This is a genomic window from Flavobacterium sp. (assembly GCF_035299245.1).
Classification (GTDB): Bacteria; Bacteroidota; Bacteroidia; order Flavobacteriales; family Flavobacteriaceae; genus Flavobacterium.
The window spans coordinates 204,136-215,685 of sequence record NZ_DATGWY010000022.1 but is presented as its reverse complement, the minus strand read 5'-3'; the positions used below and the strand labels follow the sequence as shown (position 1 = coordinate 215,685).

Below are 11,550 nucleotides of genomic sequence, written 5' to 3'. Positions count from 1 at the left end.
TTATTTCGCTTTTGAATCGTGATTAATTTTTCCTTCGTTCATAATAATATTTCGAGTGCATTTCTGCTTCCAGTAGTCGTTTTTTGAAGCCACAATTACAGTCCATTTCTGTTTTTCATCGGTAATAAAATCGATGATTTCTCGAGCGGCATCTTCGTCCATTTTATCCAAAGGATCTTCATAAAACAGAATTTTTGGTTTATTGACGATGCTACGAGCCAACAGAATTTTTTGGGCATTGGACGACGACAATTGTTTGCCTTCGGGGAAAATTTTTGTGTCTAAACCATTGGGTAATGATTTGATGAAGTCACCCAATTTTACACTGTCAATCGCCCATTTAATGTGTTCGTGTGGCACATTTGGGTTGTTGAAAGTAAGGTTTTCTAGTATTGTTCCTTCAAACGGAGTTTCTCCTGTAATTATCGAACCAATTTGAGATCGATATTGAGTCAAATCAATTTTTCGATACGTATCATCATTGATGTAAAACGAGCCTGAGCTAGGTTGTAATAAACCTGATAAAATTCGGATGAGCGTTGTTTTTCCAGAGCCATTATTTCCTTCCAAATAAATTTTTTCAGAAGGTTCGATTTTAAGGTTGATTTTCTCAATCACATAATCATTGGAATCGGGAAATTTAAAACGCAAATTTTCGGCTTCGAGACTGATATTGGTAAAACAATAATCGGGTGATTTGGTATTGGGTTCTTCGATTTGCAAATCAACAATTTGTCCAATTTTCTCGATGGAAGTGAGTACATCGTACAAACTTTCCAATCCGACAATGATTTTCTCAACCGAATTAATGACCAACAAAATAATGATTTCTGCAGCCACAAACTGACCAATATTCATCTTCTGATTCAGAACCAAATAACCTCCAATCAAAAGCAAACTTGCGGTAATGATTACTTTAAAAACAATAAGTTGGGTAAATTGTCTTTTTATTACACCAAAATGTTTTTCGCGGTAATTGAGGTATTCTTCAACCAATTTGTTGTTTTTATCCAGAGCAAATTCGAAATTGTCTTTTTTGCGAAAGCTAAAGTTATTTCGAGCTATTTCTTGCAACCAACTTACTACTTTGTACTTGTATTTGGATTCTTTCAAACTGCTGGATAATCCTGAATTATAGGAAAATTTAAAAATAGAGTAGAGAAGTAGCAATAATAGCAATCCGAATACAATAAAAAACGGATGATACAACGACAGTAAAATAATTCCGAATACAATTTGCAACATAGCCGACGAAAAGTCAATCAGCAATTTTGATGTTCCTTTTTGGATGGTTAATGTATCAAAAAAGCGATTGGCCAATTCGGGCGGATATTGATTGTACAATTCTTCAAATTTGATTTTTGGCAAACGATAAGCAAACTCAAACGAAGAGCGAACAAAGATTTTCTGTTGAAGATTTTCGGTAATGCGCAATTGCATTAACGATAAAATTCCGACCAAAGCCACGCCAATTACTACAATAAAAACCAATACAATCCATGAAATGCTCACTCTTCCGGATTGGATTAGGTTGATGATGGCTTGGATGCCCAAAGGCAAAGATAAACTCACTAAACCAGCAAAAATGGCATAGAAAAAGATTTGAGAAATGTCTCTTCGGTCAAGTTTTAAAAGATTATAAAAACGTTGTAATGGTGTTAGTGTCATGGTGTTATCGTAAAGTGTTTTCGGCAAGATTCAGATAAAAATCAGTTGGAGAAATGGTCTCGTTACAATTGGTAATGGTCTTTAAATGATTGCGTAAAAAGTGTTGATGCAAAGCGCCTTCTACAATAGAGGATGCCAAACTTTTGGCAAAAGGATAATTTGGATTTACATTCGAAATCATTTCAATCAATCGGTTGATTACTCTTTTGTATACCAAGAAAAATCCTTCTTTATTTTCTTGATCCACTTCTTTGGTGAGTAGTGTTTTGGTAAACTCAACAATGATGATTCTATTCAGTATCGATTCGTCAATATGAGTTGTTGAGATGTCGTCTTCTACTTTTTCGGTTACGATTTCGATTCCTTTTCGCAGTTTTTCAAATGGATTGTGAATGTTTGTCGTGGCAAGAACTAATCGGTATTCCATCCAACCCCAATACCAAGAAGACAAATACAACAATAGTTTGTGTTTGCTCTCAAAATAGCGGTAAATGGAGCTTTCGTTGGAACCAATTCGCTCGCCTAATTTTTTAAAAGTGAAATTTTCAAACCCAATTTCGTCAATTAGAATGATGCTGTGCTCGATTATTTTTTTTCCTAATTCGGAAGTTTCTGGGTTTTTTACATACAGTTTATCGTTAACTGCTATGATGATGTTGGAAAGCATATCTTTCATGATTCTTTATTTTTGAATTTGTTGACTAGGAATGGTTTTCATTTGAATGACATCAACCAAAAAAGCAAATGCCATAGAAAAATAGATGTATCCTTTCGGGATTTCGAATTGGAAGCCTTCTGCAATAAGCGAAACACCTATCATCATTAAAAAACATAATGCTAAAATTTTAAATGAAGGATGTTTGGTTATGAACGAGCTAATCGGTTTTGAAGCAATGAGCATTATAATTACTGTTACAATTACAGCTGTATACATTACCCAAAGTTCCTGTACCATACCAACAGCCGTAATAATGGAATCGATGGAGAACACCAAATCGAGTAGAATTACTTCGCCTAATAATTTACCAAAACTTCCTTTTTTGATTTCACTTGTAGCAGTAGCATTCAAAGTTTCAGTTTTGTGGTAGATTTCTTTGGTGCTTTTGTAAATTAAGAATAATCCACCCAGGATAAGAATTAAGCCTTTTCCGGAGAAATCAATTTCAAATACTCTGAACAGTGTAGAATCGAGTTTTAAAATCCATGAAATCAGTGCTAATAAAGCCAATCGCATAAGCATTGCAAGGCCAATTCCCCAATAGCGGAGTTTGTTGCGCTGACTTTCGGGTAATTTGTCGGCTAATATCGAAATGAAAATGATGTTGTCAATTCCTAGGATGACTTCCAATGCGATAAGTGATAATAAAGGTACAATTGCGTCCATCATGTGTGTTAAAATTTGATTTTAAATCCGAAGTTGAGGTTTTTAACGTCTTGTAGTTCGGATCTGATTTGATTGTTATTTAAATCTAAGTACTGCAAATGATGCAATCCTTCAATTTGTTTTGGGATTTCTATGAACCGATTTTGATTGAGGTACAACGACTCTAGGTGTTCTAATTTTTTAAGATTATCGGGTAGCTTTTCAAGTTGGTCGTTTTCTAAATGCAATGATTTTAATTTGGGTAATTTGGATAAGATTTCGATGGTTTTTGGGAGATTCATATTTTTTTCATCATTCAAATACACTTCTTCTAGGTTTTGTAGGTTGATGAATTCTATAGGTAAGGTTTGAAAGTCATTACCGCTCAAGTCTACTATTTTCAGTTTCTTTAAACTCGTAATCTCGATTGGAATTTGCTGTAAATGATCGTTTTTTAAACTTAAATATTCCAAGTTGATGAACTTCTCCCAAACAGAATTGGGTACCACTTCGGTTTGATTACTTAAGTTCAAAAACACTACTTGTTCCGGATTTTTAAGCGCTTCTTTTAAGTTGGTAAACTCCTTTTGAGTTGTATTTTGCGGATTCTGATTTTGAGCATTAACTTCTTGAGTCAGCAAAACTAATCCGATGAGTACGAGTTGCATAATTGATTTCATAATTTTAAGTGTATTAAAATTAATAATATTTTACGCAAAGATAATAGTAATACTATTAAAAATGAAATTTTAACTTTTATTTATAAAAAAAGCCTCTCGTTTGAGAAGCTTTTATAGTTGTCAGAGTGAAAACTTATTTTTTAAAATAATTCAAAACCCATTCGTTTTGGTCGTGGTCTTTTGCATCAGGATTGATCAAATGATTTGCATCGAGTTTGGAATATAGAATCTCTAACGATTCAAAGTCGCGTTGACTAATCACTTTGAAGCCGTTTAATGTAAGTTGAGCCGCACAAACTCCCATTCCGATTTGATGAACTGGAGTTGGAGCAAAACGATTACCGTTGTAAATTACCTGACTGCCACAAGCGGCACTTACATCCATCATTACGGCCAGTTCAATATTGGCATTTCGGGCTACTTCGAGCATTTTTTCGGATGCTTTTATCATTCCGTCGGTCCAATCAATTCCCGATTCGGTAATCACTTTGACTTTGCCATTAAGTACATCAAATCCGTCGCCACCATAAATGTCACACATTTCTCTTGGTGTTCCAAAAGAAAAATGTTCAGGGCAAAATGGTGTTATGAGTATATTCTTGTAATGAGTTAATTTCACAACGCTTGGGTATTCGCCATAACTCGTTCCGTTTGCACCACATTGCGTTCCAATTAGACACGCACTAGTCAAAACCCGCAATGGATTTTCGGGAGTTGGAATTCGTAAGTTACGCAAATACTCTTTATCAGTCATATTTTTATAATAATGAGTGACACTTCATTACAGTTGGTTTTTCAATTCCCATTAATTCTAAAATAGTGGGAGCAATGTCGCCCAAAACGCCGTCTTTAATGTTTTTTAGTTCAGGGTCAACCAAAATAATCGGAACCGGATTGGTCGTGTGAGCTGTATTTGGTGAACCATCAGGATTGATCATGGTTTCACAATTTCCGTGATCAGCAATAATAATGGTAGTGTAATTATTGGCTAAGGCGGCTTCTACCACTTCCTTTACGCAAGCATCAACGGCTTCACAGGCTTTTATAGCAGCTTCCATTACACCAGTATGTCCAACCATATCGCCATTGGCAAAATTCAAACATACAAAATCAACTTCGCCTTTATTTAATTCAGGAATCAAAGCATCTTTCAATTCGAAAGCACTCATTTCGGGTTGCAAGTCATAAGTTGCTACTTTCGGCGAATTGCGTAAAATTCGGGTTTCACCTACAAACGGAACTTCTCTTCCGCCTGAGAAAAAGAAGGTTACGTGTGGGTATTTTTCGGTTTCGGCAATGCGAATTTGTGTTTTTCCTGCTTTTTCTAAAACTTCACCCAACGTTTCAGTGATGTTGTCTTTATCGTAAATTACGTGGACGTTTTGATAGGTATCGTCGTAATTAGTCATGGTTACATAATACAAATTCATTTTATGCATGTTGAATTCGTGGAAGTCTTTTTGCGACAAAGCTTCAGTTAATTCGCGTCCTCTATCGGTTCTGAAATTAAAGAAAATCACCACATCATTTTCTTCGATGGTTGCAATAGGCTTGCCTTCAGCATCAACCATGACAATCGGTTGAATGAACTCGTCCGTTACGTCATTAGCATAGCTTTTTTCAATACTTTCAACGATGTTTGTCGAATGTTCGCCTTGAGCATTTACCAGTAAATCGTAAGCTAATTTGACTCTTTCCCAGCGTTTGTCTCGATCCATTGCATAATAACGTCCAATAACAGAAGCAATTTTGGCATTTGAATCTTTTACATAATCTTGTAAATTGGCAATGTCCAGCAAAGCCGATTTTGGATCAACATCGCGGCCATCGGTAAAAGCATGAATGAATACTTTTTCCAAACCATAAGCTTGTGCAGCTTCCAATAATCCGTACAGATGCGAAGTATGTGAATGTACTCCACCATTAGAAACCAAGCCTAAAAAATGTACTTTTTTGTTGTTATCAAGTGCGTATTGAAAAGCATCAAGAAGCGGTTGTTCTTGATTCATGGTTTTGTTGTGAACCGCCAAGTTAATTTTGGCTAAATCTTGATAGACAATTCGTCCGGCGCCCAAATTCATGTGACCTACTTCGGAGTTGCCCATTTGACCTTCGGGTAAACCTACGTTCAGACCATCAGTACGTAATTGAGCGTTGGGGTATTTTGTATATAAACTATTTATGAAAGGTACGTTTGCGTTGTCAATAGCGGAAACTTTTGGGTCGGGTGATTTCCCCCAACCGTCTAAAATCATTAAAATTACTTTTTTGTTCATTAGAATTCATTTTTAACAAAGGTAATTCATTTCCGTTTTTTACTGTTGAAAATGGAGTTGATTTTTGAAAAAAATACTAACGAAATCGTTATCTTTTTAGTGAATTGTAATCGATGAAGTAGCGGATGCTAACGGAAAAAATATGGTCTAAGTTTTTGTTGTTGACCAAGTTGTTGATGTTAGAGCTGAAATCCTTGTCAACTGTTAATCCAGAAGCATCGGTCAAGGCATTGTTTCGGTACAAAACAGAAATCTGGCTTCCGGGAGCAAACCACCAGGAATACGATAAATCCAGATTCCAGGTATTGAAATTCTCATCGTGGTTGGTAGAGTAAGACGGATTCAAAAGTAAGCTTCCGTCTTCTTGTAAATTAAAAACACTATCGTAAACGGCAAACGACCAATAATGACGCAACGATAAATTGAAGTTCATTACGTTGTTGACTGTATACTTTCCAGATATAGAATTAGTGTAAATGGTGCGGTCTCTTTTTCCGATGTAAATGCCGTTGTCATCGTCATTCACATAACCTAGGTTGTTGTTTAGGAAGTTGAACGAAAATTCGTAAATCAACGAAAATTTGTTTGTAAAACGGTAACGTGGACTGATGTAATAACCAGCGTTATAACGGTTATCACCATCAAAAAAAGTTGCAAATGGATTGATGTCGATAGCAAATTTTCGATTGTAGTTAGAAGAAAAGAAAATCCAAGGGTTAATCCATTTGGGAACATTTAGAAAGCGTTGTTCGTTTTCCGTTCTCGGTTCGTAAAAATCATACGTTTCGAATGGACTACCATTGAATCCAAATCCGTAATAATCATTTTGTTTTGAGGTAATGTTGAAATTCAAGTTTCCGTTAAATCCTTGTAATCTTCCAGTTCTATTATCAAATTCTGAATAATAATTGCTGTTCACATTAAACGAATTGAATTTTTTAGTCGGATTTAAAATTCGGTAACTGTGATTGAAATAAAGCGTGTGATAATGTGTTTGGAAATTAATTCCCAAATCATTGTTGTCCCAATTGGTTGAAACGTATTGGCCACCAAAGGCAAAACGGTATTTTCCGCTGGTTTCTCCAAAATTTAAGGAAGTGTTGTAACCTGAGCGGTTTGGATTATTTTGATATTCGTTGATGTAACTGTATTTGTAATCACCCGATAAGTTGAACGTATTTTTCTTAGTGTTTAAGTCGAAAAGCAATGCAGAAACATTCGCATCTCTAAATTCACCATTTCGGGTAACATTGGTGTTGAGAAAAGAAACGGAAGAATTTTTTCTGAATCGTTGATCCAAAACAAAAACATTGTAATTGGCCAAAGGTTCAATCACTTCAGAGCGTGTTTCACCAGTGACAGTATTTCTGATTTTAGCAGATGTTTTTTCTGTAACGGCATTCAAAACACCAACTCCAAGTCCGCTTTTGGTTCTTCCAGAAATTTTTAACGCATTGAGTAAATCAACTTTTGTAGGAGGATTTTCTTCGTATTCTTCGTCATCATTGAGCGTAGCGCGTGTCGATGGTCTGCCGCCAATTCTTCTGGTATACAATAAAAACCCTTTACTGAAAAGTTCGGTTCCTTCAGTGAAAAATGGTCGGTTTTCGTTGAATTGTTGTTCAAACGGTCCCAAATTCAATTCTACTTTGTCAAAAGCCGCCTGACCAAAATCGGGAACCAAAATCGCATCCAAAGTAAAAGCATCGTTAATTCCGTACTTTACATCCAAACCACCTTTGAATTCGCCTTTGGTTTTTTGGTCGTCATTAGCATTCAAATAAAAAGAAGAATACGGAATTAAAAACAAACGTGTTGGTGTTTCTATATTCTCAATACCTTCTAAAATTCCGGCTTGATTGGCTTCGTTATTGATGTTGTTGTCGATACGATTCCAAGTAAATTTTTGTCTTAAATGGCGCACTTCTCTGTACAAGTTCAAACCCCAAGTTTGTTTCTCTTCTGATGAAAAACGCAAAGCAGCATATGGAATTTTCATTTCAACTACCCAACCAAAATCAGTAATTTCTACATGACTATCCCAAATGGCATTCCACGAAAAATCTTCACCGTTTGATTCGGTATATACACAATCTTGTTGAACACCTGCTGCGCTAACCAAAAAGCGAAAATCCTGTTGGCCATCATTAAAACCATTCAACGTAATACCAAAATGATCAGCAGTTGCAAAATCATCTCTAATGGTAAGTTCTCTCTTAATAGTGTTAGGATTATCATAAAGTATGGCTCCAACATAAATTGCGTCGTTGTTATAGACAATTTTTACTTCAGTTCTTCGTTCTGTAGATTCCAAAGTCCCATTATCGGGCTCAACCATAACAAAATTGGTTGCTATTTCAGCATTTTTCCATGCTTCTTCATCGAGTTTGGCATCTACTGTAATTTTTTCTGATGTGAATTTTGTTTTCAAAGTTTTCTTTTCACTTTGAGCATTACAAAACGTTGACATCAAAACAAATAGAAAAAGGACTATTAGTTTTTTCTTTAGCATTGAGTTAGGGTTGGAAAAGCAAATATAAATATAAAAATGAAACCCGATTAAAATTAACATTTAATCATTGACGCAAAAGTAAGAAAAGAATTATATAAAAAGTTAAAAAATGTAATTAATCGATAAAATATGTAAATAAACGACAAAAAGTGTCGATTTTATTTTTTTTATTGAATCGGTTTTTTATGTTTGTAACCCCAAATTTACTATTAACTTAAATTACTATTATGTTGAAACGCTTTTTGAGTTTAGCGCTAATTGGCTTTTGTTCCTTTACTATTAAAAAGGATTTACCAATAAAAAGCGCTAATTTGATAGAAACGACCAAGAAATCTGAGGTTGTTCCTAGTTCAATGATAATTGACGAAAAATTTGAACGTTATCAATCCATTGAATCCAATGGTTTTGATTTGCCCGAATACGATTCTTTTTCAAAAGCTATGGACGGTTTTGATGTTTTGAAAGACAGACAAATTATCCAGAGTAACATTCTTACTATAATTGATTTTGATTTGCCTTCTACACAAAAAAGATTGTGGGTGATTGATATGGATGAAAATAAAGTACTTTTTCATTCATTAGTAGCCCACGGAAAAAATTCGGGTGAGCTCAATGCTCAATCGTTTTCAAATGAAAATGAATCGTACAAAAGTAGCTTAGGTTTTTTTATTACCAGTGAAACGTATCAAGGTTCGCACGGACTTTCCTTAAAACTTGATGGTTTAGAAAAAAATAAAAACGATAATGCCCGAAGTCGAGCAATTGTAATTCACGGAGCCGATTATGTTTCTGAAGGCTTTATCAGAGAACACAACCGATTAGGAAGAAGTTTTGGTTGTCCAGCATTGCCTTTGGAGTTGACAAAATCGATTATTTCTACCATCAAAAACAAATCGTGTTTGTTTATTCATCATCATTCTAACCAAAGCATTTTACTGTAATTAATAACGCAATTTAGAATACAAATCGGCATCCAAACAGTAAATATCGTCTCTAAATTGAAGTTGGTCGTTCTCCATCCACGAAGTGTTGTAGGTGAAATGAACATAAATATCTTCCGTCATGTTGATGGTTTTGGTTTGGAGTTTCTTAGCGTCTTTCGTTAGCTCATTTATTTTTTCGATGCTCCAATTTTCGGAATCATTAAGTAAATATTCGGCCAAATCAAGTGGATTTTCAACGCGAACGCAACCCGAACTCAAAGCGCGGTAATCGTATTTGAAATAATTACGATGATTGGTGTCGTGCAAATACACCGCATACTTGTTGTTGAAGTTGATTTTCATAAATCCTAACGAATTGTTTTTACTCGGATTTTGAACGTATTTGTATCGTTTGGCATCAGACAATTTCCATTTAGAAGCGCTGACTTCACGATTTTTAGAATCCAAAATGTGTAAACCTCTTCGACTGAATGCGCTTCTGCTTCGCACTGCTTCCGGAAAAACATCTTCTGCTAAAATAGTTGGTGGAACCGTCCAATTCGGATTCAAAACAATATTGGTCAGTTTAGATGATAATAATGGTGTTTTTCGAGAGTCTTTTCCAATCACAACTTTATGTGATAAAATGCTGTCGTTGTCTTTAAATACAGTGAGATAATAATCAGGAAGATTAACTAAAATGTAGTGATTTCCCAAGTTGTTGGGCAACCATCGCAGTCGTTCCATATTGACAACTACTTGCTCAATTCGTTGGTCTCGTGAATAGTTTAATGCTTCTATGGTTCCGCGTCCAATGACTCCATCAGGTCTTAAGCCATGTCGTTTCTGAAATTTTTTGACAGCAGTTTGAGTTTCCTTGTCGTAGAGTTTGGTCAAAGCTGAATCTTTTCGTTTCAAATCACCCCAATAAATTAATTTTCTTTTGATGGTGATGATCGATTTGGATGAAGTATTTGGGTTGAATTTTTCCCTTAAATCAATTTGCTCCACAGTGGTGTCAGGAAATTCATTAAGTTTTTTTAAAGCCAATTTCAATTGTTGATACATTTTGAGTTGAGGCTTTTGTTTTTCGAAAATTTCAGTAAAATTATTTTGATCAAAACATTCTTGAAGGACAACACTAGCGTCAATTGTTTTCTTTCCTAAATCCCAATCATCGTAGATTTCATATGGGTTTACTTTTCCTTTATTTAAATGATTGATGAATTTTTGAACACTTCTCGTCAGTTGAATATCGTAAGTAATCAATTCAGGTTCAGTCAAGCTATCGTATTTGGTTTCATAACGTTGCAAATACTGAACATAATAATCATTAGGCTCTAAACCATCTTGGTAGGATTGAGTCAATTCGTTCAAAACAAGGTTTCTGTTTTCTTTTGAATCCCATGCTACTTCGTAATTGTTTTTTTTGTAAAATGCTTTTAAAATGGTGTCGTTGTACGAAAGAATTAAAGTAGAGTCAATCTTAATTTTATCTTCCTTAAAAAAACCAAAAATATCCATAAAGGAAGCACTTTCTGTATTGGTAACAGACTTGTGATCCTGGCAGGAAATAAAAAAAGTAAATAAAAAAACGAAGTAGATTTTCCCCATAGGCTATTGCCCTAATTTTTTTTATACATTATAAAATGTGTTCCTATATCTTTAATTTCGAATGCATCGCTTACAATTTCATACCCTGATTTCTGATAAAATGGAACTGCATTTTCTCTCGCGTTGAACCAAATCAAATTCCCTTTTTGAGTAATTACATATTGCTCTGCTTGATCCAATAATTGTTTGCCAAAATTTTTTCCTTGACATTCTTTCAGCACAGCCATTCCTCTAATTTGGAACTGATTTTGAGCACTAAAGATAGCGTTTTTATTTTTGAAAATTGAAATAACTCCCACTAATTTTTTGTCACAAAACAAACCAAAATGCACTGTGGTTTTTAAGTCATCTCCATCAAAAAAACAACTCTCAATGGGTTTTTCATCTCGTAAAACAGGATGCCGAACAGAAAAAGTGGTGGTATAGTCAATATTTTTTATTTCAATCATACAAGAGTAAATTAAGTGATAACGAATCAATTATAAACTGTTTTAGAGCAAAATTAATTCTAGAA

Annotated in this window: 10 protein-coding genes; 1 reads left to right on the top strand and 9 read right to left on the bottom strand. The window is 34.8% G+C overall.

Features of this window, described 5'->3' with window-relative positions; translation table 11 throughout:
• The 7 genes from VK161_RS14615 to VK161_RS14585 all read right to left on the bottom strand — a co-directional run bounded on the left by VK161_RS14615 (window position 1) and on the right by VK161_RS14585 (window position 8,418).
• Window positions 1-1,668 (bottom strand): peptidase domain-containing ABC transporter, encoded by a 1,668-nt coding sequence (locus VK161_RS14615; protein ID WP_324215648.1) that lies wholly within the window; start codon window positions 1,666-1,668, stop codon window positions 1-3.
• A gap of 4 nt (window positions 1,669-1,672) precedes the next feature.
• Window positions 1,673-2,344 carry a TetR/AcrR family transcriptional regulator gene (locus VK161_RS14610; RefSeq protein WP_324215533.1) on the bottom strand — a complete coding sequence of 224 codons (672 nt, stop codon included), beginning with the start codon at window positions 2,342-2,344 and terminating at the stop codon, window positions 1,673-1,675.
• 6 nt (window positions 2,345-2,350) lie between these two features.
• Window positions 2,351-3,055: a TerC family protein gene (locus tag VK161_RS14605; RefSeq protein ID WP_324215532.1), complete on the bottom strand. Its 705-nt coding sequence runs from the start codon at window positions 3,053-3,055 to the stop codon at window positions 2,351-2,353.
• Window positions 3,056-3,060: 5 nt separating this feature from the next.
• A complete protein-coding gene (locus VK161_RS14600) occupies window positions 3,061-3,711 on the bottom strand; it encodes a leucine-rich repeat domain-containing protein (RefSeq protein WP_324215531.1) in 651 nt (216 codons plus the stop codon).
• A 133-nt stretch (window positions 3,712-3,844) separates the two neighbouring features.
• Window positions 3,845-4,465 (bottom strand): DUF523 domain-containing protein, encoded by a 621-nt coding sequence (locus tag VK161_RS14595; protein WP_324215530.1) that lies wholly within the window; start codon window positions 4,463-4,465, stop codon window positions 3,845-3,847.
• A gap of 4 nt (window positions 4,466-4,469) precedes the next feature.
• Window positions 4,470-5,987 carry a 2,3-bisphosphoglycerate-independent phosphoglycerate mutase gene (gpmI, locus tag VK161_RS14590; protein ID WP_324215529.1) on the bottom strand — a complete coding sequence of 506 codons (1,518 nt, stop codon included), beginning with the start codon at window positions 5,985-5,987 and terminating at the stop codon, window positions 4,470-4,472.
• 88 nt (window positions 5,988-6,075) lie between these two features.
• Entirely contained in the window at window positions 6,076-8,418 is a 2,343-nt protein-coding gene (locus tag VK161_RS14585; RefSeq protein WP_324215528.1) for a DUF5916 domain-containing protein, read from the bottom strand.
• A gap of 308 nt (window positions 8,419-8,726) precedes the next feature.
• Between VK161_RS14585 and VK161_RS14580 the strand changes: the two genes are divergently transcribed.
• The gene (locus VK161_RS14580; RefSeq protein ID WP_324215527.1) at window positions 8,727-9,440 is read left to right on the top strand and encodes a murein L,D-transpeptidase catalytic domain family protein; all 714 of its coding nucleotides are present in this window, start codon (window positions 8,727-8,729) and stop codon (window positions 9,438-9,440) included.
• On the opposite strand, the gene VK161_RS14575 is transcribed toward VK161_RS14580, so the two are convergent.
• The gene (locus VK161_RS14575; protein WP_324215526.1) at window positions 9,441-11,036 is read right to left on the bottom strand and encodes a L,D-transpeptidase family protein; all 1,596 of its coding nucleotides are present in this window, start codon (window positions 11,034-11,036) and stop codon (window positions 9,441-9,443) included.
• Between the two features lie 11 nt (window positions 11,037-11,047).
• Window positions 11,048-11,485, bottom strand: coding sequence for a GNAT family N-acetyltransferase (locus tag VK161_RS14570; RefSeq protein ID WP_324215525.1), 438 nt, complete (start codon window positions 11,483-11,485; stop codon window positions 11,048-11,050).
• Window positions 11,486-11,550: the final 65 nt, after the last annotated feature.